This window comes from Paenibacillus sp. LS1 (assembly GCF_026013365.1).
Classification (GTDB): domain Bacteria; phylum Bacillota; class Bacilli; order Paenibacillales; family Paenibacillaceae; genus Paenibacillus.
The window spans coordinates 1-26,935 of record NZ_JAPDOE010000001.1; the positions used below are offsets into that span (position 1 = coordinate 1).

The following is a 26,935-nucleotide window of genomic DNA, read 5'->3' on the forward strand; positions in this document are numbered from 1 at the left end:
ATGTAAATACATACAAATTCCACTTCAGTTAATCCATTTTCTATACATTTTTTTAATAGTATATTGAGGTAAATAAAGTAATTATTCACTTTGATACATCCGAAATTGCTTTGTCGGTTGTTGTGCCATAGTTAGTTTTATGAAAGGAAGGTATAGGTGTGAGTATTTATTACGCTTCAAGCAAAGAGGATATCACTAAGGATGCACTCCAAGAGTTATTTCTTTCGGTAGAATGGGAGTCTGGCAAGTATCCAAATGAGCTTTTACAAGCGATCAGAGGCTCTCATTCAATTGTTACCGCTTGGGAAGAAGGAAAGCTTGTCGGTTTAATAAATGCATTGTCAGATGGTGTTTTAACGGTATATTTTCATTATATGCTTATTAATCCGAGTTATGAGAGTAGGGGTATAGGTAAGGAAATGATGAATATAATGCTTGATAGATATAAAGGGTGTAAAACAAAAGTATTAATTTCTTATCCTCATGCAGTGGATTTCTATAATAAATTTGGCTTTAATATAGAGGATGGAGCTACACCAATGTTTATCTCAGAGTTGATATGATTGAGCTAACAGGAAACGTTAGTTTAGTAACAACAGCGGCAGTCTAAGACTTATTTATCAAGTCTTGTTCTGCCGCTGTTTCTTTTCATGAGTCAGTTTAGCACTTTATTTTTTCTCACATTAGTCGGCTGTCTGTTCGTTAAGCTAAATGGCAGGATAATGCTGGTAAATACCGAATTTACCTATGTTAACAATGGTTAATAGGGGGGGAGGCTATGCAAGAAAGAGAATTGTATGTTTATCACATTGTAACAAGGAAGAAGATGGTTCTAGGTCAAATAATTAGCTTTGACAAAAACCAAAAAAACACCTTGTATCACTTCTTTTTTGATAATGAACAGTTGAATTCCAAATGTGAAGACTTTATTCAAATCTTGCAAGGTCATTATACAAATGAAGGTTTGAAGTTGGATAAAGAGAATGCAGATGTAGCTATTAAATATTGAGAGCAAACAATTAGAGCTATTAGAGAAGTAATAGTTGAAATGGTTAGACTGCAAGAATATCCTGATTATCCTTCACGATTGTCTTGCTTATACGCTGCGAAAAACTATCAAGATGCTCTGAAATGGAAAGAACTTTTTGATTCTTACAATCGAAGGGTTTTCCAGATAGTGAAACTTCGGGTTATTGGGGCTATTTTTGAAGGTGATGGCAGTCTTTTACCAAAGGAAGAGGGTACTCCTTTCTCCCAAAAAATCGAACAAGCCAGAGAATATTGGAAAGGAAATACAAATAACGAACTTCCTGAGCTGTTAATTAACGGCAGAATAGAAGTGGTAGAAATTATTGATGAATTCTCCACTTAATCACAACAAAATCGCTTCAAAATCCATCAAGCTTATGGGAAAGGTTAATTCAAAAAGCGGGGCAGACTGCAGGTTGGCAGGCTGCTCTTTTTTCATTTAGCTAACAGGCAACAGGTAAATAAGCTTGTGAGGAACCCAATCCAGCTAGGTGTACTCAAATTATTTTGCCTGTTCATATTCGGTTCATATAGGCGTCACGAGCAGTACATTTATATTCGTTAAGCTTAGTCTAGCACCAAAGCAAGATACTCTAATAAAGAGATACTGACAGGAGAAGATGCGAATGATACAACAAGAGAAAATGAACGTGGTCAAGAGAACAGTCAAAAAACGAACTTCAATTGCAGCTTTAACTCTAGTGTTAACCATGTTAGCCCCGCTATCTGCAATGGCCGCACCGGCTGCCATCAATAACAACAGTAAACTTACGTATGAGACAACGAAGAAAGCCGTGATCGAAAAAGCCAAATTACTGACTGAGACGTACGGTACGACGAGTCTTCAATATGCACTCATCGATGGTGGAGAGATTGTGGTGTCTGGTCAAACGGGCAAGAACGATCTAAACGATAAGGTGCCTCTTACTTCGAACACCATCTATGGTATCGGTTCAACCAGTAAAATGATGCTTACTGCCGCTGTAATGAAGCTGGTTGACGAAGGCAAGATCGATTTGGATGTGCCTGTTGTGAACTATATGCCTGACTTTAAAATGAAAGATAACCGATACAAACAGATCACACCCCGCATGTTGCTAAATCATTCCTCCGGTCTTCTGGGAAGTTCATTCAACAATGCCACCTTGTACGGAGATAATGACACGTATTCACATGATACATTACTGGAGCAATTGGCGAATCAAAACCTGAAGGCAGATCCCGGCGCATACTCCGTCTACAGCAACGATGGCTTTACATTAGCCGAGATTTTGGTCGAAAGAGTTAGTGGCATCGGTTATACCGCATTTATACACAAGTATTTTACGGAGCCTTTGGATATGAATCATACCAAAACGCCACAAGATGTGGTTAACCCGGCAGAAATGGCGGGAATCTATTCACCTTTTTATGAAGCACAACTTCCAAAAGAGAATTATAATATCATCGGTACTGGAGGTCTGTATTCCACCGCTGAGGATCTGGTCAAATTTTCACGAATTTTCACGGGAGAGGTCAATGGCATTCTTTCCAGTAAGTCTGTACAAGCTATGGAGCAAGAAGAGTATAAAAGAGGCATGTGGCCAGAGGATAGCGATACGCTTATGTCTTACGGGTTAGGGTGGGATAGTGTGAACTTGTTCCCGTTCAACGAATACGGCATAAAGGCTGTTATGAAAGGCGGAGATACGTTATCTTATCAGTCTTCATTAACGGTACTCCCGGAACACAACATGGCTGCAGCCGTTATCTCTTCGCGCGGGTCGAGCTTAACCAATCAATTCATTGCGAATGAATTATTACTCAGCGCACTTGAGGAAAAGGGCGTTATTACAGAACGGAATCCGGAAAAATCATTTGGCGTACCCGTGAAGGCACAAATGCCTAAGGAAATCTCCAAGTTTGCAGGTATATATGGTGGCAATAATTCAGTTACGAAGATCAAAATAAATCCGACTGGACAAATGACTGTATCTTCACTTACAGCTCCGAGTAATCCAGCTCAAGAATACACCTATACAGCAGATGGTACTTTTGTTAACGACGAAGGTACAGAAAAGTTGAAATTCGTTGTGGAGAAAAACGGGAATACCTACCTGTGGTCTCGATCTTATATATCCGTTCCAGGACTCGGACAGCTGGCTTTCTCAGAATATAATGCGGAGAAGCTTGAAGCCAATGAACTATCCAAAGAGGTTACGGCCGCATGGAAAAAGCGCGATGGTAAAAAATATTACCTGGTGAATGAGAAATACACATCCATGGTCTATCTCAATGCTTCATCGATCCTGCCTATTCAGTTGAACAAAGAGAATCCAGGGTATATGTCCAATAATAAGATTACTGGAGCTAACGAAGCAGCCAATCCTTTGCAAATTCCGGGTACTGCCGGACGCGATACGATGGACATTCATTTCTCTAAAAAGGACGGAGGAGAGTATCTTACAGCTTTGGGTTATGTATACGCCAGTGAGGAACTTGTAAAACCCATCTATCCGGGTAAACAATCCGCAACAACCATTCAAGTAGATGGATATGCTAAATGGTTTTCGGTACCAGTGAATGCGGAAGGAAAAGTCATGACGGTGAAAATACCCGCAAATAGCGCCTTTGCCGTATACGACCAGACAGGAATTTGTATTAATTACACCGTGGTCAGCGGCAAGAATGAAGTTGTATTACCAGAAAACGGCCGTATTGTATTTGTAGGTGAGGCCGGTTCACGATTTGAAATTTCATTAAAGAAGTAAAATGAATGGAGTTCCAAACAGTTGTACCATAGACGAACTCAACAGGAGAGAACCATCATGATGAAAAAAATATTAATCATTTTGCTCAAAATATTTGGAGCCATCGTTATCGCTTTTGCATTATTCATTGCCACTGTTTATATCGTTAATGTATTTAGCAACAAATCCGAGCAAGGGAAAATAAAGCCCTATGGTCAGTCCGTAGCGGTTGACGGGAAAAACATGAATGTGTTGATTCAAGGAAAAGGCGAAGAAACGGTCGTATTACTTCCCGGATATGGAACACCAGCTCCGGCCCTTGATTTTAAACCGCTAATTGATGAGCTATCTCCATTTTACAAAGTCGTCGTCATTGAGCCTTTCGGTTATGGATTAAGTGATGTAACTGAAAAAGAGCGTACAACTGAAAATATGGTTAGTGAAATTCATGAAGCGTTACAGCAGCTTAATATTGATCGTTACACGCTCATGGGTCACTCTATTTCAGGAATTTACGGACTGGATTATGTGAACAAATATCCAAACGAAGTAACTGCCTTTGTCGGGATTGATAGCAGCGTTCCAACGCAGGGAGGTAACGATGATCCATTTCCAACCGAAACGTACAAACTGCTTAAAAAATCAGGATTCTACCGATTGTTAATGAAACTGGCCCCTGATCAACTGATTGCACCCGACGTTGATGATGAAACCAGAGAACAAATTAGAATACTTTCACTCAAAAATACGTTTAATCTGAACAACCTAAATGAAGGAGAAAACTTTGGTCCTAATTTCAAAGTAGCTGAGAACTTGAGATTCCCCAAAGATCTTCCTGTGATTTTCTTCTTACAAGCGAATGATACCGAAACGGAAGGCTGGATACCCTTGCATGAAGAGCAAGTCAAAGATTCTGTGCATGGGAAAGTGATGACATTCGAGGGAGAGCATTATTTGCATCACACCCGATCCAAAGAAATCGTTCAAGAATATAGGAAGTTTATGAGTGAAATAAAGTAGGGCTGTCAACAAAAGAAGTCGCGAAATCGCGGCTTTTTTCTGTTTAAGAGATGATGAACATACAAGCGCAGTTACTTTATTGGAAAATTAAGGTTGACACCCCTTTTAAACGCGTATACAATCGTATACATGAATACGTTGTATACAAATGTATACACGTAATGGAGGTGGCAAAAATGAGAGATCGTGATATGAATGAAACGGATCGAAGTGTACGTCAAGGTGAACGTCCGAAACGTGATATGAGTGACAATGAGCAACGTGGTGAACGTTCAAGACGTGGCGGAGGCCATGGTGAACATCAGGGAAAACGAGGCCATGGTGCGCAAACATTCCGTCGCGGTCGGATTCTTGTATTTCTGGAGCAGATGCAGAATCGAAGAACAACGCTCGCCAGACAACTTGGACAGGAGGAGTATGAGCATATTCGCCTGATGATAAGTGGCGAGTTGAAAGCCATTGATCAGGTCATCGACGAGTATATTCACCTTTTCGAGTTGCAAAATGAAGATGTAAGCCCCAATAAAGATCTGGAGAGTGAGAGTGAATAAGTATGATTCGTCGTTTTTTTTCGTATTATCGTCCATATAAAAAACTGTTTTTAATTGACTTTGGATGTGCTGTCATCGCAGGTTTGCTGGAGCTTGCTTTCCCACTTGCCGTCAGCAAATTCATTAATGAATTGTTGCCCGGTCAGGATTGGCCTCTCATTATGCTTGCCTGCGTCGTGTTGTTATCCATCTATGCACTTAATACCGTATTGAACTATGTCGTTACATATTGGGGACATATGCTAGGCATTAACATTGAGACCAACATGCGTGAGAAGATGTTCGCTCACTTGCAGAAGCTGTCTTTCCGGTTCTTCGATAATCGCAAAACGGGCCACTTGATTGGTCATTTAACGAATGATCTGAACGATATCGGTGAGGTGGCTCACCATGGACCTGAGGATGTATTCATCGCAGTGATGACATTAATCGGATCGTTCTGGCTGATGGCTAACATTAATCTGGAGCTTGCGCTGCTAACCTTTATCATTATCCCAATCATGGCTTGGGTCATTATCGTATTTGGCGGGCGGATGACAAAAACGTATCGGCGACTTTTCGGAGACGTTGGCAATTTCAATGCACGCATTGAAGATAACGTTGGTGGCATGCGTGTTGTGCAATCATTCGCCAACGAAGAACATGAGAAAGAGCTCTTTGCGGTCGATAATCAGAATTTCCGTAAAACCAAACTGCTTGCCTACAAAACGATGGCGAAAAGTATCTCGGTCAGTTATATGATGATGCGACTGGTTACGGTGTTTGTCATGATCAGCGGGGCTTGGTTTTATATCGATGGCAGAATCAATATGGGTGACTTTATGGCCTTCCTGCTTTTATCCAATATCTTCTTCCGCCCGATTGAGAAAATCAATGCTGTCATTGAAAGTTATCCAAAGGGCATCGCTGGTTTCAAGCGGTATCTGGAGATCATTGATACGGAGCCTGAAATTGCGGATAGCAAAAACGCCGTTGAATTCGAGAGTGTGAAGGGTGATATTCGCTTCGAGAACGTCTCGTTCGGATATGAATCCAGTCGGCGTATTCTGAATGATATCAGTCTGTCCGTTCGACCAGGCGAAACGGTAGCCTTCGTTGGACCTTCGGGTGCAGGCAAGACGACCATCTGCAGCTTGCTGCCCCGATTCTATGAGGTAGAAGAGGGACGCATCACTGTAGATGGTGTGGACATTCGGGACGTTCAGCTTCAGTCGTTGCGCAAGCACATCGGGATTGTTCAACAGGATGTATTTTTGTTCTCGGGTACCATTAAGGAGAATATTGCTTATGGTGACCTGCGTGCAACGGACGAACAAATATGGGATGCCGCCCGTCGTGCCTCATTGGAGGAATTAATTCTTACGTTGCCAGACGGTATGGATACGGTCATTGGGGAGCGTGGAGTCAAGCTTTCCGGAGGACAAAAGCAACGGTTATCCATTGCTCGTATGTTCCTGAAAAATCCACCCATTCTTATTCTGGATGAGGCAACCTCTGCTCTGGATACGGAAACGGAAGCACTTATCCAGCAATCACTCGCAGAATTGTCGGTGGGTAGAACGACACTCGTGATTGCGCACAGACTGACGACCATCAAGAATGCAGATCGAATTATCGTAGTGAACACGGATGGCATCGCTGAGCAGGGTAACCATGAGGAATTGGTCGCTGCTGGAGGAATATATAGCCGTCTTCATCAGGTGCAATATAGTCACTCTTAATCCATATAAATTTAATTTACACTGGCCACTCCGATGACAGAACAACCTTGTATCTAAAACAAGTAAACCTTGCTGCGCATATGCGCGGCTTTTTTTATTGATTGGATATTACAAGTGAGGTTATAACATGCTAAGGAAAATATAATGTTGACAACGTCCACTAACCTGATTATTATAATGTTGACAATGTCCACTAAAAAGGAGGGTTTGACATCGACTCTCAGTACATAAATCCAGATATACTGGCTGACATGCGACGTTTTAACCGTTTTTATACCAACATACTCGGTGTACTCGACAAACATATTCTCGGAACAGGGTATTCGTTTGCAGAAGTACGGGTCATTATTGAGATTGGAATTCGGGGAGAGAGCATTGCGAACAATTTGGTGGATACACTGACTATTGATCGCAGTTATATGAGCCGAATCGTGAACAAGCTGTCCAAGGAAGGACTGCTGGTGAAAGTGGATTCTGCTGCCGACAGCCGGGTCAGTCTGATTCGTCTGACAGCCAAGGGTGAGGAACTGTATGCCCAATTGAATGATCGATCCGACCAACAGATCCTGAAATTAATGCAAGAATTAAATGAAGAAGAGATTCAAGAGGTATACACCTCCATGATGAACATACAAGAGAAGTTGAACAAGAAGGCAGGAGAGACAACACGATGATACGATTTGAATGTGATTATAATGAAGGTGCACATGAACGCATTTTACAAAAACTGATGGAAACTAATATGGAACAGACGAGCGGGTATGGTACGGATGAACACTGCGAACGTGCGAGAATGCTTATTCGTCAGGCCTGTGACAACGAGCAGGCTGACGTTCATTTCTTGGTTGGTGGTACACAGACGAATACAACGGTGATTGCCTCCATTTTGCGTCCATTTCAAGGTGTGATTGCTGCGACATCGGGACACATTGCGGTTCATGAGACGGGAGCTATTGAAGCTACCGGACATAAGGTGCTCACAGTTCCAAGCGAGGACGGAAAGATCACACCTGAGCAGGTTAGAGCAGTCTACGATGCGCACATGAATGAGTCGTCACCGGAACACTGTGTACAGCCAGGTATGGTCTACATATCCCAGCCAACGGAGAATGGAACGATGTACAGCAAGGCAGAACTGCAAGCATTGCATACAGTGAGCAGAGCATGTGGTCTTCCGTTTTTCGTGGATGGAGCACGTCTTGGGTATGCACTCGCTTCACGCGATTGCGATATGACACTTGCTGACCTTGCGCGCTTGTGTGATGTGTTTTATATCGGGGGAACCAAGATTGGTGCATTAATGGGAGAGGCGGTTGTTATCCTGAATGATGCGCTTAAACCTGATTTTCGTTATATGATCAAACAAAAAGGGGGTCTGCTTGCCAAAGGCAGACTGCTCGGAATCCAATTCGAAACGTTGTTCGAAGACGGTCTGTATCTGGATATTTCCCGTCATGCCGTGGATATGGCCATGAGAATTCATGATTCACTCGAACAGCAGGGAGTACGCTTCCTGTACGACTCACCAACCAACCAGCAGTTTCCGATTCTGCCTGATCGATTGCTTGAGAAATTACGCAGCGGTTATACGTTCTCCTTCTGGGAAAAGGTTGATGATACACACAGTGCGGTGCGGTTCTGTACCAGTTGGGCGACTCGGCAGGAGAATGTGGATGCACTGACTCGTGACATCGCTCAATTATTGCACGAAGAGATCCAGGTACCACAACGGGTCGAGGCGTTGGTTTAAATTTACTGAAAAAAGGACAACCCGTCGTGGTTGTCCTTTTTTGGTTTGCCTTTTTGAGATAGTTGTGAGATAGAGAGTGCATACTCGGTTATTCACTCAAGACGATATCATATTTCTCTTTCAACCGTCGGATATCAGCTCTTGGCGGTGCACCGAACATGCGTGCATATTCGCGGCTAAATTGAGAGGCACTCTCGTAACCAACCCGGAACGCTACATCTGCCGCATCTCCAGATTCGGCCATCAGGAGTCGCCGGGCTTCCTGTAATCTTAATTGTTTCTGGAATTGTAATGGGCTCATGGCTGTGATCTCTTTGAAGTGACGATGGAATGAAGAGACGCTCATGCTGGCAGTCTCAGCCAGATCTTCAACGCGAAATGGCTGTTCCCAATGATGAACGATGTACTCAATCGACTCCCTGATCCGATATGTGCTGCTGCCTTCCACTGCAATCTGCGCCAATTCTCCTCCGTAGGGCCCCTGAAGGAGGCGGAACAGAATTTCTTTAACGTATAACGGAGCCAGGAACGGAATTTCTCCCGGCGTATCCAGCAATCGAACAAGCCGGAGTACAGCGTCCTGAATGGACGATTCCATCTGACCTACGAACATGGCTCGTCTGGCGTTTTCGTTGAAAGTTACCTTGATATTGCATTCGTTCAATACTTCCAGAATTTGGTTCGGTGTGAATTCGAGCTTGAGACTTAAGTAGGGTGCATCGGTGGATGCCTTGATAATCTGCCCGATGACCGGGAGATTCATGGAAGCAATCAGATAATTGGAAGGTCCATATTCATAACGCTCCTGCGCGAGCAATAATTCTTTCAACCCTTGAACAATCACACAAAGTGAAGGTTTATATACTCTGTATGCCGGTTCGCTAATCCTTGAATGGTGATAGACAAACAGAGAAGGAATCGCCGTTTCCATTGCACCATTATGATTGGAATGGCGTTCAATCAAGTCACTCAATTCCTGTTTTGGTTGAAATAATTCTTCGGTCATACGTTTTCCTCCTCACGGGTTTAACCTAGTTACATTATAAAGCTTACCGTACAGAATCAAAAGGGGGCCTGAGAGGATCAGGCAATCAATTAAGACGATTGATATACCGCTTGCAGCCCATGAGTCGGCATACTAAGAGTAATGTTAACAGAGCCAAGCAATTAAAGTTTATTCGAAAAGTTGGGTGAACAAGGTGATGAAGTGGTTATCAATCCATGTCAGGCGAATTTTGATTGACAGGCTCGAATCACAGATCAAGTTGGAAGAAAATTCCGTACATCGAGATATATACTTCACATGCTGGTTAGAGCTAGTTTCCGAAGAGGTGGAGACAACACCCTTTTACAAAACAAATTCAAGGAGAGTGTGAAATATGGAATATGTGAAATTAGGACGTACAGGTCTGGATGTCTCCAGATTATGTCTGGGTTGTATGAGTTACGGTGTACCTGAACGCGGAATGGCACCGTGGTCCTTGAATGAAGAGCAGAGTCGCCCGTTCATCCAGAAGGCGTTGGATGCTGGTATTAATTTCTTCGATACAGCCAATATCTATTCCGATGGAACCAGTGAGGAAATTGTTGGACGTGCGTTGAAGGACTTTGCCCGTCGGGATGAGATTGTTCTGGCGACCAAATTGTTTTTCCGCATGAATGAAGGACCGAACGGTGCGGGGTTGTCCAGAAAAGCCATTATGAACGAGATCGACAACAGTCTCATGCGTTTGGATACAGATTATGTAGACCTGTATCAGATCCATCGATGGGATAACACAACTCCTATTGAGGAAACGATGGAAGCTCTTCATGATGTAGTTAAGGCCGGAAAGGTCAGATACATTGGAGCTTCTTCAATGTATGCCTGGCAATTCATGAAAGCTCAATATACAGCGGAACGCCATGGCTGGACGAAATTCGTCTCGATGCAGAATCATTATAACCTGTTGTATCGTGAAGAAGAGCGTGAGATGCTGCCTTTATGTCTGGAAGAAGGAGTTGGTATTATTCCGTGGAGTCCTCTTGCTAAAGGACGTCTTACCCGGGATTGGAATGAACAGACTGCTCGTTCAGGAATCGACCCGGTCGGGAAGGCATTCTATGAGAGTGCGATGGCGGATGCGGATCGTCAAGTGGTGGAGAGAGTCATGAAAGTAGCTGAGCAACGGGATATTCCTCGTGCACAGGTCGCTCTGGCATGGTTGTTGCACCAAGAAGCAGTAACAGCACCCATTATCGGTGCGACCAAGATTCATCATCTGGAGGATGCGATCTCAGCCCTTTCCGTGAAGCTGACTACGGAAGAGATCCGTTTCCTCGAAGAAGCATATGTACCCCATCCGGTAACAGGAAATCTCAGTTAATTAGAGTGCTTTATCTGAAAAGTCGCCATCTGGCGGCTTTTTTTGAATGATATAAGAAGTGAATTGACAGTTCCATTATATTAAAGTTATTATAGATACATTAGATCCTTAATTGAAGAGGAGATTATATTCTATGAATAACGGACATTCATCCGATCAAGCGAACGAATTGTGGAGCGGTCATTCCATTCCGTTTACAACGTTACAGGGAACACCTATCTTATCCTTGCTCCAGCCATCACATGGGGAAAGAATCCTTGATTTAGGTTGCGGCAACGGGGAGCTGACAGCCAAAATTGCAGCGGCAGGAGCACTGCCAACAGGTATAGATTTTTCAGAGGAGACAATTAGGCAAGCTAAACTGAAATACCCGGATATGAATATTCAAGTCGAAAATGCTTGTCATTATCGGACAGAAGAACCGTTCGATGCGGTCTTCTCTCATGCCGTTCTGCATTGGATACAAGATGCTCCAGCTGTAGTTCAATCGATACAGTTAGCGCTCAAGACGGGTGGCCGATTCGTGGCTGAGTTTGCTGCAAATGGCAACACGGCTATATTAATTACAGCGGTACGGGAAGAACTAGATGCCCGTGGATACAAATGGGAAGGTAGGAATCCGTGGTATCACCCAACCATTGGCGAATATGCGAATTTACTGGAGCAAAACGGTTTTCGAGTTAGTCTGGCCCATTACGTGGACCAGTTTACCCCGTTCAAGCCAGGTGCCAGAAAGTGGTTGACCAGCTTTGCTGAGTATTTATTCAAGGGAATCACGCTTGCAGAACAGGGTGTTATTATGGATACTGTTGAGAAGAAGGTACAGCCACAACTGATGCGGGATGCACAATGGTATCTGGACAGAAGCCGACTGCGAGTTGTAGCTATAAAGGAATAGGGGAATACGGGATGAAAATGGATAAACCCAAGATTCAGGAGCAGTTACTCGAACCGGAAACGATTGTATTTCTCGAATCCAAAGTTGAGTACAAACACAAACTGATCGAGAACATCATGCTGGATCAACAGGAAGCGAGTAAGGTTTCATTTGAAAATGTTGTATTTAGACATGTGACGATCTCGGAGTCAACTTTGGAACAGTTTGAGTTCACCGATGTCCGGTTCGAACACTGCGACTTCTCCAATGTCAATCTCTCTGGTGCCTTTATGCATCGGATCGAATGGCATAACTGCAAGTTTGTCGGAACTGATTTTTCCAATAGTCGATTGCAAAATGTCAATTTCCTTCATGGTTTAGGAGACTACAGCAACTTCCGTTTTGCCCATCTGAAACAGGTCTCCTTCTCGGAATGTACCTTGATTGGTGCGGACTTTGCCTATCTTGCACTTCAAAAAATGGAGTTCATTCAATGTAACATCGACCAAGCTTCCATGACGGGGACCAAAATGAAGGATTTTGATCTTAGCGATTGCCAATTTGACTCTTTGGTGCTGACCATGGAAGATCTCAACGGTTGTGTGATTTCACCGCATCAAGCCGCCACATTTGTAGGATTAATGGGCATCATCATTAAATAAATGGAATGATCCTAATATCAGGGTTGCCAAGATAGTAGAAGTGTGTATAATTGGAGACACATTAGAATAAAAACAGGTTTTCTAGGGTTCCGCGACGGTTGTGTCGGTCTGGTCCGAGAGTAAACCCGCAACCTGTTGGTTGTGCCACGGAGGGATAAAAGCCTGGGAGATGAACTGCTTCATGCAGTTTGTTTCCCGGGCTTTTTTTGTTTTTTCGCTAATGAACCCTTACGGGTTGTACAAAAAATGTAGAAGAGAAAGGGCGTTACAGGAATGAATAAAACGTGGATGTCGGTTGTGATTGCTGCTCTGTTTGAAGTGGGTTGGGTCATTGGATTGAAACATGCCAGTGGTCTGCTGGAATGGGGGCTTACACTAATTGCGATTATCATTAGTTTCTCCTTGATGATTGCAGCTTCGCGGACACTGCCCGTGGGAACCGTATACGCAGTATTCGTTGGCCTGGGTACCGCAGGTACAGTGCTTGCAGAGATTGTTTTGTTTAATGCACCTGTGCAAACCGGAAAAATGATACTCATTGGTGTACTTTTACTCGGTGTAATTGGTCTTAAAATGCTAAGTAAAGAGAAGAATAAGGAGGTGCAGCTCTAATGAACTGGGTATTTCTTATCTTGGCAGGCGTATTTGAGATGATCGGAGTGCTTATGATAAACAAGTTGCACAAAGACCGTAATCTCATTTCACTGGTTCTATTGGTAGCCGGGTTTGGTTTGAGCTTTATATTTCTATCTCTGGCGATGAAAACTCTTCCCATGGGAACAGCATATGCCGTGTGGACTGGAATAGGAGCTTCCGGCGGTGCCATACTTGGCATGGTATTTTACGGAGAACCTCGAAATGCCTTGAGAATTGTGTTTATCGCCATGGTACTCGGATCAGCAGTAGGTCTTAAATTGGTCAGTTGAAAAAATGAAAATAAAAAGATAATTTACAGATTGCGTTTTTAATGGTATCCTTATACGTTACGTGTGAAATAAAAGATACGTCTTATTGATAGATGTGCGTAAATGAAGGAGACAACATGACATTTAACGACTTAAATATTATCCCCTCTATTATGGAAGGGTTAAGCAAAGCAAACTATACTAATCCTACGCCTATACAGGAACAGGCAATTCCAGCTGTATTAGCGGGCAGAGATCTGCTGGGATGTGCACAGACAGGAACAGGCAAGACGGCAGCATTTTCGGTGCCGATCATTCAATTATTGAGCGAAAGATCCAAAGGACAAGGATCGAAGTCCACACGACATATTCGCTCATTGATTTTAACACCTACACGAGAACTAGCTATTCAGATCGCGGATAACATCAAGGTATATAGTCGGTATACGGACATTCGTTGTACGGCTATCGTTGGTGGTGTTTCGCAAAAAGTGCAAGAGCGGGCGCTGAATCAAGGTGCAGATATTATTATCGCAACGCCTGGCAGATTGAACGATCTGATTAACCAGAGACGTATTGATCTGAAGATGGTTGAGATTCTCGTTCTGGATGAAGCAGACCGGATGTTGGACATGGGCTTCATTCATGATGTGAAAAGAATCATTGCCAAAATGCCGAACAAGAAGCAGACACTGTTCTTCTCAGCTACGATGCCTCCTGAAATTACTAAAATGGTTAAAACCTTGCTGGTTGATCCAGTCAAAGTAGAAATCACACCGGTATCTTCCACAGTAGACCGCATCGAGCAGTCTATATATTTGCTGGAGAATGGTAAGAAGCAGCAGATGTTGAACCAAATTTTGGAGGATAAATCCATCGTCACGGCATTGGTGTTCACACGCACGAAGCGCGGTGCTGACCGGGTTACACGTGATTTGGCCAAAGTGAATGTTACGGCACAGGCTATTCATGGCAATAAATCTCAGAACGAGCGACAACGGGCACTGAACAACTTCAAGAGCGGGGCCACGCGAGTACTGGTGGCGACGGATATTGCGGCAAGAGGAATTGACGTGGAAGAGCTGTCGCATGTCATTAACTTTAACCTGCCTAACATTCCGGAAACGTATGTTCACCGTATTGGACGTACAGGTAGAGCAGGGAAAAGCGGGATGGCCATCTCATTCTGTGAGAAAGACGAACTTCCATTCCTGAGGGATATCGAGAAAGTAATCAAGAAGACGATTCCTGAAGTGAAAGGTCATCCGTATCCAATGACAGGTGTACCTGTGTTTGAAAAAACGAACAAAGCACCAGGCAGTAAACCTGCCTTTAACAAATCATCTGCAGGCAAACCGGCCAAGTCCAAGGCGAACCCGGCACGCAAGCCCAAATCCGAGTGGTTTGCCAAGAGTGGCAAAACGACTAGTAGTCGTTCAAACGATGGTAGATCCAATAGTAGTCGTTCAAACGACGGCAGATCCAACGGCAGTAGATCACACAGCAGTAGCAGTAAACCCAATAATGGCTCGTTCAGCCGAAGCAGCAAAACACGAAACGATAGAGCCAATTAAGATTTAAATAAATCCAGATAAAACCTTCTCCATTCATATGGAGGAGGTTTTATTATGAGCTTTTATGTGTAACAAGCTTATTTACATACGAACTTACATTCGGTATCATTATATCGTCTATTGTGAAAGGGAGGTACTGACTTGAAAGATACAGTGATTGAATACGGTTTGAAGAAGAAAGGTGCGATCAAGGATTATCCATTTGGGCCTAATCCAGTCGCGATTAAGGTTGCGGGTAAGATGTTCGCGCTTATTTTTGAAAACGAAGAGAACTGTCGCTTGAACTTAAAATGTGACCCCATTATTGCAGAGAACCTGAGAGAGCAGCATGAAGCCGTTCAACCGGGATATCATATGAACAAAAAACATTGGAATACCATTACGCTGGATGGTTCATTGTCAGATGAGGATGTCTACGTCATGATCGATCACTCTTATGATATGGTTGTCAAATCCCTTCCGAAAAGCGTTCGGGAATCTCTGGCCGAATAGTGAAGCATTTCATGTAACTCACATTAATCATCACTTAACAGGTCACTGACCTGGAGTTTCTCATATGTCTCGGCTGAAGTCTGCCTATTCGTCGCGTAGTCGATTTTATAGATACAGGAGTAGATGACGTTTAACACATATTCAAAAGCAATCTGGGAAGAAAATGATCCAATCTTGGCAAGCTTCACTTCATCATTGGGAACTCGGATACAGATCGTGCTGAGCTTCGCCAGTTCGCTGTGACGGGTTGCTGTGATGGTGATAAAAGGAATATGTTCGCGCTTAAAATGATGGGCCGCTGTAATATAACTCTGAGATTTTCCATGATAGGTGAGGAAAATAGCACAATCTTTTGTGGTCAGGTTGACGGTATGGTGCGCCCATTCAGACAGCTCGGTGGCAATAACTACATATTTGTTTATTTTGAACAGTTTATTTTGAAAACTTTTCGCCCGGATCTGCGAATCGCCCATGGCGTAGATGAATATCCGTTCAGCCCGATCCAATAATTGCGCTGTGAGTGACAGCAAGTCATCGTCCATATAAGCCACATTCTTATCGATGGTTTCCTTCATTAATTCGGCAATTTCTTTTGCCACCTGAAGCGAAGACTCACCCAGACTGAACGGATAATTAGGGTCCACATTGGATATGTTCTGGGCGGAGTCCTTCTCAAATTCCCGGGCAAGTCTGATCATGAATTCTTTGAAGCCTGTGAGTTCAAGTTTGTGAATGAGTCGATTAATTGCCGAATGTGAGGTATAGGTGACTTTCGCGAGTTCTTGCACATTTAAATGAAGAATACGGTCCTTATGTGTCAATATGTAGGAAGCGATGCTTTTTTCGTTTGGTGTAAAGTTATGCATGTCGGTTAATTGAGTTAGTATTTTCATTAAGTTCACCCCAGGTAAGTTGAATAACGTCGATTACGGGCGTTCATTAAACATTTTGTTTACAGACAGACCGTCAGGCATACCTAAAAATGGTCGATTGTACCGTTATGGCGGCAAAGCCTATATTCAGAGCTGTCTTCTTTTATAATAAATGAAAAAGAGCCTTGGGGGGAATGATTATGTTAACCATCGGATACATTGGTAATGGTAAAAGTGCGAATCGTTACCATCTTCCATTTTCATTGAATAGGGATCATCTGAACATAAAAACCATATATGCACGCAATCTGGATAAAACCGAGTGGGATCGTGTACCTGACGTAAACTACACGGATGATGTCTCCACGGTGATGAATGATGAGGAGATTCAATTGGTAGTGGTCTGCACTCATACAGAGTCCCATTACTCATACGCGAAAATGGCACTTGATCACGGCAAACATGTGCTTGTGGAGAAACCGTTCATGTTAACCCAGGCCGAAGCCATATCCATCTTCCAATATGCGAAAGAGAAAAATCTGGTGATCCAATGTTATCAGAACAGACGGTATGATTCGGACTTCCTTACAACGAAGAAAGTGATTGAATCAGGGAAGCTGGGGGATCTGCTGGAGGTAGAGATGCACTACGATTACTACCGTCCGGAAATCCCGAACAACATCTCTCATTTTTCCAAATATCACAGCTATCTATACGGACATGGGGTGCATACCATCGATCAGGTGTTGTCCTATTTCGGCAAACCGGATACCATCCATTCCGATGTGCGCCAACTGCTTGGGGAGGGAAGAATGAACGATTACTTTGACCTGGACTTTTATTATTCCTCACTTAAAGTGTCCGTCAAATCAAGCTTTTTCCGCTTGAAGCCCCGTCCAAGCTTTGTGGTATATGGCAAGAAGGGTATGTTCGTGAAACAAACGGAGGACCGGCAGGAGGAACATCTGAAATTGTTTTATCTTCCGAAGGGACATGCTGACTTTGGCGTGGATCTCCCGCAGCACTATGGCGTCTTGACATATCTGGATGATGAAGGAATCTATCATGAGGAAAAAGTGGTTTCGGAGATTGGCGACTACGCCCGAGTGTATGACGATATCTATCAAGCCATTGTGCATGGCAAGGATAAGGTCATCAAAGATGAAGAAACGATTACCGCAATGGGGATTCTGGAACAAGGTATAGCCGCGTGCAAATAAACAAATAAGCGTTGAGCTTACGATTATAGATCCGTTTCGAAGAAAAGGTAAGTAAAGATAAACGACAAAGAGCCACCTTCCGGTGGCTTTTGTCATTCAATTTCAATCTGAAATCAGATAGAATGCTTTCGGGTTCGTGAGGTATTAAGTTAAATCCACAACCACTTTAACCGTTCCTTTGGCCTGAATGGCTGTATTAAAAGCTTCCTGGATATCATCCAGTTTATATACCTGTGTTACAAGGGTCGACAATTCATGATGGAAGTGGGTCAGATGTTCCACAACCTTGCTGAAATCCTCGTGCGTGTATCCACTAGAACCTTTCACTTGCACTTCTTTGGACATCACCTGTTGCAGGCTGATAGGCACCTCGGTTTTGTAAACGGCAATAATGGAGATTCTGGCCTGCGGTTTGACGATCTTCATGATCTTCTCGAACAACACCGGAGCACCAGCCGCATCGATAAATACATCGACATTCGGCACCTCAACGCCGTATACATTCACGGTACCGTAGTGTACAGCAAGTCCCTCTTCAAGTGTAGTAGCCGAGGTATTCACGGTTAGAGCACCGAGTCCTGCAGCTTTGGCGAGACGCCATTCATCGATATCGACAACACATACCTGTTTCATGCCCTCAGCAATCAGACTTGCAGCAGCCAGCAGGCCAATCGGACCCGCGCCCATGACGACAATTCGATCTTCAGGTTTCGGATCTGCACTGAATGCACCATGTCGTCCTACGCTCATAGGCTCAATCAATGAGGCTACTTCTGCCGGAACACTTGCATCTATTTCATATAAGTTATAATCAAGCTTGGCTTCTTCCACCAGTACATACTGGGAGAATCCGGAGCATTCCAGCGATTTGCGCCGTCCGACTTTTTTGGCGGTAATGGGATTAATGCCTACACGCATCCCGATGTGGATCTCCGAAGCAACGTCAGATCCGATCTCAACAACTTCACCAACCATCTCATGTCCAAATTCAGAGCCCAGGCTGATGCCCATATCCCCTTGACCCACTTTAACAATATTAATATCGGTTCCGCAGATTCCACCGCGCAGATTTCGTACCAGAACATCGGTTGGACCAACAACCGGCATTGGTTTTTCTTCCACACGAATATCATTTTTACCATAATAAATAGCTGCTTTCATCATGACTCACTCCTTATAACTGATTATCATTCACTGCTTGAGCGACTGAGTACGTTTATCATGATGCAGCGATGTTTCCGTGTTGTTTGAATATTGTTTATGAGATATTAATTTAAGAGATGATAGATAGACGGTTTAAACAATTTTTTAACATCTGGACATTATAATGAGGACATGTAGCTCGAAAGGATGATTAGATGATCAAAATACTTGTGGTAGAGGACGACATTAAACTGAATCGTATTATCTGTACATATCTAACCAATAACGGATATCACGCTATCGGATGCTTTAATCCGCGAGAGGCGTATGATTTGATGTATAACGACATGTACGATCTTCTGATTTCCGATGTCATGATGCCAGAGATCGACGGATTTGAGTTTGCCGAGACGGTGAGACAGATTAATAAAACCATTCCCATTCTTTTTGTCACAGCACGTGACGATATTTCCTCGAAACAAAAGGGGTATCAGGCAGGGATTGATGATTATATGGTCAAACCCGTGGATCTGGACGAGCTCGTCCTGCGTGTAGGTGCGCTGTTAAGGCGGGCCAATATTGCCCATGAGAAGAAACTGAGTGTAGGAAGTCTGTTGATGGATGCAAATGATATGACAACAACGGTGAATGGAGAGGAAGTTTCCGTAACTGTGCGAGAATTCAATATCCTTTACAAATTGCTTTCCTATCCCAAGCACACCTTTTCCCGTGCACAGCTGATGGACGAGTTCTGGGGCATAGACAGTCAGACCAGCCTGCGTGCAGTGGACGTATACATTGTGAAACTTCGGGACAAGTTCTCCGTGTGTGAGGATTTTAAAATCGTGACAGTGCACGGACTTGGCTACAAGGCCGTATTGCAATGAGCAAGACACAGATCACGGACGTGCGAATTAAAAAGCCACTACTATCATGGAAAGAGTTTCTCGGTACGTATCTCTTGTTGTCTACGTTGACCGCAGGACAAGCTCTCATCTATAACGCCTATCTGCCCGTGGGTTATGTCCCATGGCCTTACATTTTCGGTATCTCGGGTTACTGGGTCATCGTCAGTCTTATTTTTTGTCTGGTGACGGCAAGGCAGAAGTATAATGCCTTCGATAAGCCAATGCGCAAACTCAGTGAGGCTGCGAAGCAGGTAGCGGAAGGAGATTTCTCCGTATATCTGGAACCGATTCACCGGGCGGATAAGCAGAACTACGTGGATGTGATGTTCGAGGATTTTAATAAAATGGTAGAAGAGCTGAACAGTATTGAAACGTTGAAAAATGATTTCATCTCCAATGTATCTCACGAGATTAAGACACCGTTATCGGTCATCCACGGCTATGCCATGGCGTTGCAGCAGGATGATATACGTCCAGAACTCCGAAAAGAGTACACAGACACCATCATTTCTTCCACGAACAAACTTGCGACTCTCGTCGTTAATATCCTGAAGCTGAACAAATTGGAGAATCAGGAAATTATCCCTGCTGCCGAGCCTTATGATCTGTGCAGGCAGCTTGCTGAATGTGCTCTTTCTTTTGAACAGACCTGGGAAGAAAAAGATATTGAATTCATGGTGGATATCGAAGATCGTGCCATTATTCGTGCGGAAGAAAGTATGCTGGAGATCGTATGGCATAATCTCTTCTCCAATGCGCTCAAATTCACATCTCCCGGAGGGAAGATCATCCTCAAGCAGACATCGGATGAAGACACCATTACAGTCATGGTATCGGACACAGGCTGTGGCATGAATGAAGAAACGATGAAACATATCTTCGATAAATTCTTTCAAGGGGACCCCTCCCATCACGGAGAGGGGAATGGACTTGGCCTCGCTCTTTCGTTGCGTGTCATTGAGTTGGTAGGTGGTGCTATTTCGGTGGAGAGCGAACCCCAGAAGGGCACAACCTTCACCGTTAAGCTAAAAGTGGGAGAGTAACATATAGCCTATTTCCGTGAGCTGTAATAGCTAAGCCTGAATTCGAAATCATCGAATTCAGGCTTTTATTCATATTTCGTAAACATTTCATAAGCAACTTATAAACATTTGCTCGGTACGATAGGAACATCCAATGAGGGATATAGGAAAACAATTGAAGGAGTGATGACACAGATGAGTGAGATGATCAGAACAGAACATAGCTTCGTCGGCTATGAATATAAAGACGTTATTGTTAAGCAAGATGTTGAATCAATTTATACGGATGGATATGCGCACTTCGGCTGGATTCTGGAAGCTACTTCAACACCATTTCAAAACGTGGGTTCCGTCACGATGAAGTTCAAGCGGGATCGCAAGATTCGGAACAAAGCGGAGTTGACCCGCCTGCAAAGACAATTCGAATCCTGTGTTACCGAGATAGCAACATTGGAACGATTCAAGATTATGGGAGCTTCTGCCGTTGCTTATATCATCGGAATTGTCGGTACAGCTTGTATGGCTGGCTCGGTGTTTGCATATCAGGCCAACATGCTGCCTCTTACCATTACTCTGGCGATCCCTGGTTTCGCAGGCTGGATTATCCCGTATTTCAGCTATTGCGGGCTTCGCAAGAAAAAGTCCAATAAGGTAACGCCTTACATCGACAAGAAATATGACGAAATATACGAGGTATGTGAAAAGGCGAATGGTCTGCTCGCCAAGTAGTGTGAATATCCTATGAAAATGAAGACATACTTGAAGTCCATGTGGGCCCGTTACCTTGGAAATAAGCAAGATCGAACGGCCATGATCAACGTTGCTTCCCTTGTTATCAATGCTTTGATCGGAATAGGCAAGTTAATCCTGGGGATCTATCTGTTTTCCGGGTGGTTCATTACGAATGCTGTGTATTATCTGATTCTGTGTGTAGCCAAAGGGCAGGTACTTCAACAATATAAAGTTGCCAAAGGAATGGAGACTCCCCAAGAGAGATATGCATTGGAGCTTACGGTCTATAAGCGCGGAGGTCTTTTCCTTTGCTTTCTGGGCGTGTCCTATTCAATAGTCTGCCTGCGAATGTATCTGATCGGCGATGCCTTTATCTATAGCGGCATGATTGTGTATGTCGTAGCTACAGTTGCCTTTACCAAGCTGGCTTTTGCCATATATGGTACCTGGGCTAATCGTCATCTCCATAACCCAATTATGTCTACATTGAAAATGATTAATTTCACCGATGCCATGGTATCCATCGTCGTGACGCAAGCGACACTGCTTACCATGCAAGCCTCACCTCTTGCATTAAAAACCAGTAGCCTGTTTGGCATGGGATGCAGTGCTTTATTTTGTCTGATGGGAGTCTGGATGATGTTCCACAAGAACAAGGACTCCAATAGGGAGCAGGGGAGTGCAACAAACGAACAGGGAGATGAATGAGGAGGGATTCACATGGAATGGTGTTATGTACTCCTGCTCAATATCATTTTAATCATGACCAAAATCATCGCAGAGCAGTTCACAAGTCGTTGAGGGGGAATTACCATGCAAGTTATGGACAACAGCTTTTTTAGAAACAACACCGCCAAAGTAAATAAAATCATTGCCACGATTCTATGGCTGACACTGGTCGCATTCTGCTTTTTCATAAGTAGTAAGCAGGTTGAACTTGCAGTCGTATTCTCGCTGTTCGTTGAGCTTTCCATTGCAACATTTTTGATGTATCGTAAGAAAAAACCGGTCATGACCATGGTTGTGCTAATGATTGCGATTCTGACTGCAACCACGCAATATATCCAATCTCCCGGAGCAGGTATGCTTATCGTGGTTGTGCTCTGTGTCATTTCACTCTATCTGAACCGGGTTCTGTTGTATGGATTCGGAGCCATGTATAACATTGCTTATATCGTGATCTATTATGCGGACCATCAGCAATACGATACGACCTTTTTCATGACCATTGGGTTCATTGAATTGACCATTGTGGCTCTGTATTTTGTATGTAAACGAGGAAGAGACTTGATTCAGGTCGCCCTCGACAAAGAAGCAGAAGCCAGAGATCTTGTGAAGGCACTCGATAATATGGTGAAGGTGATTCGAGAGAACACATCTACGTTAAATACCGATATTGCCAGTTGTAATGATGATATCCGTAATCTGAAGCAGATGAGCGACACCGTAACATCGAACATTCAGGAAGTGACGGAAGGCATTCGCGATCAATCGGGCAGCATTACACATATCAGCGAAATGATGAACACGGCAGATGCGCAGATGGTGGAGATCAATCAGATGTCACATCGCCTTGCCCAAATCTCGTCCGATAACGGACAAGTTGTTCGTCAGAGCTCGGATCGAATTGTGCAAATGGGCAATCAGATGAACATGATTAACGGAGCGGTAACCGATTCCATGACGACCGTCCAGGAATTGAACCAAAGCATGGATGATGTGAATACCTTCCTGGCGGCCATTAACCAGATCGCGGATCAGACCCATCTGCTGGCATTGAATGCCAACATCGAAGCATCAAGAGCAGGGGAAGCTGGAGCTGGCTTTGCCGTCGTAGCCCATGAAGTCAAGAAGCTTGCACAGGAAAGCTCCGATACGGTCAAACAAATTAATGAGATCATTCATAATATCAAAAGAAAGACACAGCTCGTGGTGGAGAAGGCCGCCATCGGCAATGCTGCCGTAAAAGAAGGAGAAGCGATCACTGGACAGGTACTTGAGAGTTTCGACCACATCAGGTCCACATTCGAGCATGTTGATCATTACATAGCTAAGGAATTAGACATGACGGATCAGATGAGCCTGATCTTTACTCAAGTACGAACGCAAGTGGATCATATTTCCGATATTTCGCAAGAACATGCCGTCGCAACGGAAGGTGTACTGGCAACGACACAAGAACAGGAAAATAACATTGATGTTATCTACGAATTCATTGGCAGAATAAATCATTCAAGTCTGCGGTTGCAGGAACTCATTGGTAATCATAATAAGGAGTGATAACGATGGATCAACAACAACAAATGGCAATGGTACAACGTATGCGTCAAAATGTCGTCGGTACAGGTGCAGCTCTTCAACCCAGTTCCGCGTATGCTGTCACAGTGGAAGAAGTCATGATTCCTACGACAAAAGGTGATACGCGTGTACTGGTGTATAAACCGGATAGGGATCATTCCGCTCCTCTGCCAGTTTTCTTCAATATGCATGGGGGTGGCTTCATCTTCGGACAAGCAGAGATGGATGATCCATGGTGTCGCCTGATCGCTGATCGTGCTAATTGTGTGGTTATCAATATCGATTACAGTCTTGCACCAGAGCATAAGTTTCCAACAGCGGTACACGAATGTTACGACGCTGTAAAGTGGGTACACGCCAATCCCGAATCCTTATCGGTTAACCCGTCGCTATTCGCCATTGGGGGGCATAGTGCTGGTGGTAATCTTGCTGCAGCAGTATGTTTGTTGAATCAGCAACGTGGAAGCGAGCTGCCAATTATTCTTCAAATTATGGATTATGCCGTGTTGGATGTGGCTACAGATCCGGCCGAGAAACCGAGTTTTGAAGAAGCGATTCCAGCCGATATCGCCAGAACGTTCAACGCGATGTACCTTGTTACGCCTGAAGATGCACATGACCCGTTAGCTTCACCTGTGCTCGCAAAATCATTAGAGGGAATTCCGGAAGCATTGATCATTACTGCGGAGAAAGATTCACTAGCTCAAGAAGCGAGAACATATGCAGCAAGGCTGAAAGCAAGTGGTGTGAAGGTGACTCTTAAGGAGTATGAGGGGGCCGCTCATGGATTTACGCATTTCGGCGACCTCCAGATGGCTGAGGATGCCTGGTATCGGATGAGTGACAAGATTAGAGAGGCATTTTCTAAATAATTTAACGTGTATCAAAATTATGTTAGAAGGAATCTGGTTACCTTGAAGTCGCCTAATGGCGGCTTTTTTGGTTTATTTGTGTAGTTGTTTCAAGTGCTTGTTGAAACCAAGCTTCTGAGCTTACGGATCTGTTAATAAAGTAGATTAAGAGCGTTCTTGAAATTATTAACGATATTGTTAAGGGTAGGCGTTGCTAATTAGGAAATAATGACCAATAACAGGAGGTTTATTATGAATCAGTATACGAGCCCATCCGATATCCCGATACTTGGGTTGAGAACGGAGGAGCACGATCATGTCCTTCTTTAGAACATTGTCCATTCGGGCCAAGGAAGATGAACTCATGGATGACTTCTCGCTGGGAGGCGAGGAGCTGCGTGAAGCACTCCGACATCTGAGAAGGCTTAACAAAATATTTGCAGCACCTGGCCCAACTCTGGCTGGTGTGGAGAAGTTATGGAACTCTGTCGGAAGGCCGGATAAGCTGACTCTTCTGGATGTGGGGGCAGGTTCAGGAGATGTGAACCAGAAGCTGCTGCAATGGGCGGATCGTCAGGGCATTCAATTGGAGATTACACTGGTTGATCTGACGGAAGAAGCGTGTGAGGAAGCGAGACAACTATTCCGTGATGAACCCCGAGTTCGCGTACAGCGTGCCGATCTTACACAACTGCCTGATGCTTCCGCAGATATCGTGACAGGCTCCCAGTTCGTGCATCATTTTGACGGAGATCAGCTGGTTGATATGGTTTCTCATATGCTGCGAGCATCCAGACACGGTGTTGTCATTAATGATATTCACCGTCACCCCGTATCCTATAAGGCGGTCTGGATTACAACACGTATGATCTCGCGCAATCGTTACATTCGTCATGATGGCCCGCTTTCCGTTGCCAAAGGTTTTACAGGGAAGGATTGGCGGGAACTCAAACAACGGCTAAATCATGACACGATGACCTATGAATGGAAGCCTTTATTCCGGTACTCTGTTGTTATTCCCATGAAAGGCAGGTGATCTTACGTGTCGAAATCCATAGATGTCATCGTTATCGGAGCTGGAATTGCTGGCAGTACGTGTGCAATGCAACTGGCGGAGAGAGGGCATCGGACCCTTTTGCTGGATCGCCAGGAGTTCCCGCGTCACAAAACCTGTGGTGAGTTCATGTCACCAGAAACCAGGGAGATGCTGGAGGTTTTGGACATTCACCTTCTGGACCAAGCGAAGAAACCCAGCACCATGGATCATGCCAAAATCGTTATGCAGCAAGGCGGAGTGATTGAAGCACCGCTGCCAGGATTCGCTTATGGTATAAGCCGATATGAACTGGATCAGATTTTGCATCAGAAGGCTCTGGAAGCCGGAGCCCAGATTATGACCAAAGCGACCATTACGAGCATCGAGCAGCTTGAGGATGCCAGTTATGAGGTTCAGGTGAAACAGGGAGATGAGCGGATCAGCTACAGAGCCAAAGCCGTCATCGGAGCAAATGGCAGTAAAAAGCTTCGAGGGATGGCTTCCGCACCTGATCTGCGGGACCAAACCGTATATGTTGGCGTTAAATCTCACTTCAGTGACATTGAGATTCCCGCACGCGTGGAGTTATATTTTTGCGATGGTGGCTATGTGGGGATTTCTCCGATTGAGGATGGTACTGTGAATGTTGCCGCATTCTTGACATTGGATACCGTGCAGGGAAGTGGCAAATCCGTTATCGACTTTTTGCAGACTGCATCCCAGACGAATGTAAGCTTGGCAGCCCGTTTGGCTGAAGGAAAGCCTGTAGACGGAACGCAGGTGTCGATTGCGCCGCTGCATCTATCCAATGTTCCTGAACCGTGGTCCAAATATCCGCATATTGGGGATGCCATGCTGGTGATACCACCCCTATGTGGAGACGGGATGTCCATTGCCCTTCGATCCTCACTCCTGTGTGCAAAGTGGACTGACAAGTACCTGCAAGGCGACATTGAACATGCGGATTGGCAGAGTAATTACACGTTGGAAGCAAGTCGTGAATTCACCCAATTGCTCAGACGCGCAAGAAGAATTCAGAAGCTGGCTTTTGCCAAAACGAATAAATTCTATCCGGGTCTGGCTCGGATGATCCCCGGTTTAGCCGCATATGTCGTGAAGGCCACGCGGTTATCCGAGATGAATGCAGCGCGCTAATAGGCTGAAATTTTGCTCAATA

26 protein-coding genes, 1 pseudogene and 1 riboswitch are annotated in these 26,935 nt (G+C 44.2%); of the genes and pseudogenes, 24 read left to right on the forward strand and 3 right to left on the reverse strand.

Annotated features, from left to right (window positions below):
- The first annotated feature begins 158 nt into the window (after window positions 1–158).
- From OM416_RS00005 to OM416_RS00040, 8 genes and pseudogenes are all read left to right on the forward strand, one after another.
- On the forward strand, window positions 159–563 hold the full coding sequence (locus tag OM416_RS00005) for a GNAT family N-acetyltransferase (RefSeq protein WP_264925904.1): 405 nt from the start codon (window positions 159–161) through the stop codon (window positions 561–563).
- Window positions 564–778: 215 nt separating this feature from the next.
- Window positions 779–1,372: pseudogene (locus OM416_RS00010) on the forward strand (DUF2441 domain-containing protein).
- Window positions 1,373–1,655: 283 nt separating this feature from the next.
- A complete protein-coding gene (locus OM416_RS00015) occupies window positions 1,656–3,779 on the forward strand; it encodes a serine hydrolase domain-containing protein (protein ID WP_264925906.1) in 2,124 nt (707 codons plus the stop codon).
- A gap of 57 nt (window positions 3,780–3,836) precedes the next feature.
- On the forward strand, window positions 3,837–4,778 hold the full coding sequence (locus tag OM416_RS00020; protein ID WP_264925908.1) for an alpha/beta hydrolase: 942 nt from the start codon (window positions 3,837–3,839) through the stop codon (window positions 4,776–4,778).
- A 176-nt stretch (window positions 4,779–4,954) separates the two neighbouring features.
- Entirely contained in the window at window positions 4,955–5,329 is a 375-nt protein-coding gene (locus OM416_RS00025) for a hypothetical protein (RefSeq protein ID WP_264925910.1), read from the forward strand.
- A 2-nt stretch (window positions 5,330–5,331) separates the two neighbouring features.
- On the forward strand, window positions 5,332–7,050 hold the full coding sequence (locus tag OM416_RS00030) for an ABC transporter ATP-binding protein (protein ID WP_264925912.1): 1,719 nt from the start codon (window positions 5,332–5,334) through the stop codon (window positions 7,048–7,050).
- 251 nt (window positions 7,051–7,301) lie between these two features.
- The gene (locus tag OM416_RS00035; RefSeq protein ID WP_036670809.1) at window positions 7,302–7,724 is read left to right on the forward strand and encodes a MarR family winged helix-turn-helix transcriptional regulator; all 423 of its coding nucleotides are present in this window, start codon (window positions 7,302–7,304) and stop codon (window positions 7,722–7,724) included.
- A complete protein-coding gene (locus OM416_RS00040; protein ID WP_264925920.1) occupies window positions 7,721–8,800 on the forward strand; it encodes a threonine aldolase family protein in 1,080 nt (359 codons plus the stop codon). Before OM416_RS00035 ends, OM416_RS00040 begins: the two co-directional genes overlap by 4 nt.
- An 88-nt stretch (window positions 8,801–8,888) precedes the next feature.
- On the opposite strand, the gene OM416_RS00045 is transcribed toward OM416_RS00040, so the two are convergent.
- Window positions 8,889–9,806 carry an AraC family transcriptional regulator gene (locus tag OM416_RS00045; RefSeq protein ID WP_264925922.1) on the reverse strand — a complete coding sequence of 306 codons (918 nt, stop codon included), beginning with the start codon at window positions 9,804–9,806 and terminating at the stop codon, window positions 8,889–8,891.
- Between the two features lie 373 nt (window positions 9,807–10,179).
- Between OM416_RS00045 and OM416_RS00050 the strand changes: the two genes are divergently transcribed.
- From OM416_RS00050 to OM416_RS00080, 7 genes are all read left to right on the forward strand, one after another.
- Window positions 10,180–11,166: an aldo/keto reductase gene (locus OM416_RS00050; protein WP_264925924.1), complete on the forward strand. Its 987-nt coding sequence runs from the start codon at window positions 10,180–10,182 to the stop codon at window positions 11,164–11,166.
- Between the two features lie 133 nt (window positions 11,167–11,299).
- Window positions 11,300–12,064 carry a class I SAM-dependent methyltransferase gene (locus OM416_RS00055; RefSeq protein WP_264925926.1) on the forward strand — a complete coding sequence of 255 codons (765 nt, stop codon included), beginning with the start codon at window positions 11,300–11,302 and terminating at the stop codon, window positions 12,062–12,064.
- A gap of 11 nt (window positions 12,065–12,075) precedes the next feature.
- Entirely contained in the window at window positions 12,076–12,705 is a 630-nt protein-coding gene (locus OM416_RS00060) for a pentapeptide repeat-containing protein (RefSeq protein ID WP_264925928.1), read from the forward strand.
- Between the two features lie 70 nt (window positions 12,706–12,775).
- Window positions 12,776–12,876: riboswitch (guanidine-I (ykkC/yxkD leader) on the forward strand.
- A gap of 102 nt (window positions 12,877–12,978) precedes the next feature.
- Window positions 12,979–13,317 (forward strand): DMT family transporter, encoded by a 339-nt coding sequence (locus OM416_RS00065; RefSeq protein WP_264925930.1) that lies wholly within the window; start codon window positions 12,979–12,981, stop codon window positions 13,315–13,317.
- Window positions 13,317–13,631, forward strand: coding sequence for a DMT family transporter (locus tag OM416_RS00070; protein WP_264925933.1), 315 nt, complete (start codon window positions 13,317–13,319; stop codon window positions 13,629–13,631). Before OM416_RS00065 ends, OM416_RS00070 begins: the two co-directional genes overlap by 1 nt.
- A gap of 116 nt (window positions 13,632–13,747) precedes the next feature.
- Complete coding sequence (locus OM416_RS00075) at window positions 13,748–15,184, forward strand: DEAD/DEAH box helicase (protein WP_264925935.1); 1,437 nt, start codon at window positions 13,748–13,750, stop codon at window positions 15,182–15,184.
- Between the two features lie 141 nt (window positions 15,185–15,325).
- Window positions 15,326–15,676, forward strand: coding sequence for an MmcQ/YjbR family DNA-binding protein (locus OM416_RS00080; RefSeq protein WP_264925937.1), 351 nt, complete (start codon window positions 15,326–15,328; stop codon window positions 15,674–15,676).
- Between the two features lie 23 nt (window positions 15,677–15,699).
- On the opposite strand, the gene OM416_RS00085 is transcribed toward OM416_RS00080, so the two are convergent.
- A complete protein-coding gene (locus OM416_RS00085; protein WP_264925939.1) occupies window positions 15,700–16,569 on the reverse strand; it encodes a MurR/RpiR family transcriptional regulator in 870 nt (289 codons plus the stop codon).
- Between the two features lie 179 nt (window positions 16,570–16,748).
- Here OM416_RS00085 and OM416_RS00090 point away from each other — a divergent pair, with 179 nt between their 5' ends.
- A complete protein-coding gene (locus tag OM416_RS00090) occupies window positions 16,749–17,768 on the forward strand; it encodes a Gfo/Idh/MocA family oxidoreductase (protein WP_264925941.1) in 1,020 nt (339 codons plus the stop codon).
- A gap of 144 nt (window positions 17,769–17,912) precedes the next feature.
- On the opposite strand, the gene OM416_RS00095 is transcribed toward OM416_RS00090, so the two are convergent.
- Window positions 17,913–18,932, reverse strand: coding sequence for a zinc-dependent alcohol dehydrogenase (locus tag OM416_RS00095; protein ID WP_264925943.1), 1,020 nt, complete (start codon window positions 18,930–18,932; stop codon window positions 17,913–17,915).
- Window positions 18,933–19,126: 194 nt separating this feature from the next.
- On the opposite strand from OM416_RS00095, the gene OM416_RS00100 reads away from it, so the two are divergent.
- The 8 genes from OM416_RS00100 (at window position 19,127) to OM416_RS00135 (ending at window position 26,913) form a co-directional block, all read left to right on the forward strand.
- Window positions 19,127–19,798 carry a response regulator transcription factor gene (locus OM416_RS00100; RefSeq protein WP_264925946.1) on the forward strand — a complete coding sequence of 224 codons (672 nt, stop codon included), beginning with the start codon at window positions 19,127–19,129 and terminating at the stop codon, window positions 19,796–19,798.
- Window positions 19,795–20,862 carry a sensor histidine kinase gene (locus OM416_RS00105; RefSeq protein WP_264925948.1) on the forward strand — a complete coding sequence of 356 codons (1,068 nt, stop codon included), beginning with the start codon at window positions 19,795–19,797 and terminating at the stop codon, window positions 20,860–20,862. Before OM416_RS00100 ends, OM416_RS00105 begins: the two co-directional genes overlap by 4 nt.
- Before the next feature lie 174 nt (window positions 20,863–21,036).
- Window positions 21,037–21,570, forward strand: coding sequence for a hypothetical protein (locus OM416_RS00110; RefSeq protein ID WP_264925950.1), 534 nt, complete (start codon window positions 21,037–21,039; stop codon window positions 21,568–21,570).
- Between the two features lie 12 nt (window positions 21,571–21,582).
- Entirely contained in the window at window positions 21,583–22,281 is a 699-nt protein-coding gene (locus tag OM416_RS00115; RefSeq protein ID WP_264925952.1) for a hypothetical protein, read from the forward strand.
- A 105-nt stretch (window positions 22,282–22,386) separates the two neighbouring features.
- Window positions 22,387–23,853, forward strand: a complete 1,467-nt coding sequence (locus OM416_RS00120; RefSeq protein WP_264925954.1) for a methyl-accepting chemotaxis protein — start codon at window positions 22,387–22,389, stop codon at window positions 23,851–23,853.
- Between the two features lie 5 nt (window positions 23,854–23,858).
- Window positions 23,859–24,743, forward strand: a complete 885-nt coding sequence (locus tag OM416_RS00125; protein WP_264925956.1) for an alpha/beta hydrolase — start codon at window positions 23,859–23,861, stop codon at window positions 24,741–24,743.
- Between the two features lie 295 nt (window positions 24,744–25,038).
- Window positions 25,039–25,758: a methyltransferase domain-containing protein gene (locus tag OM416_RS00130; RefSeq protein WP_264925958.1), complete on the forward strand. Its 720-nt coding sequence runs from the start codon at window positions 25,039–25,041 to the stop codon at window positions 25,756–25,758.
- Between the two features lie 6 nt (window positions 25,759–25,764).
- On the forward strand, window positions 25,765–26,913 hold the full coding sequence (locus tag OM416_RS00135; RefSeq protein WP_264925960.1) for an NAD(P)/FAD-dependent oxidoreductase: 1,149 nt from the start codon (window positions 25,765–25,767) through the stop codon (window positions 26,911–26,913).
- The last annotated feature ends 22 nt before the right edge of the window (window positions 26,914–26,935 follow it).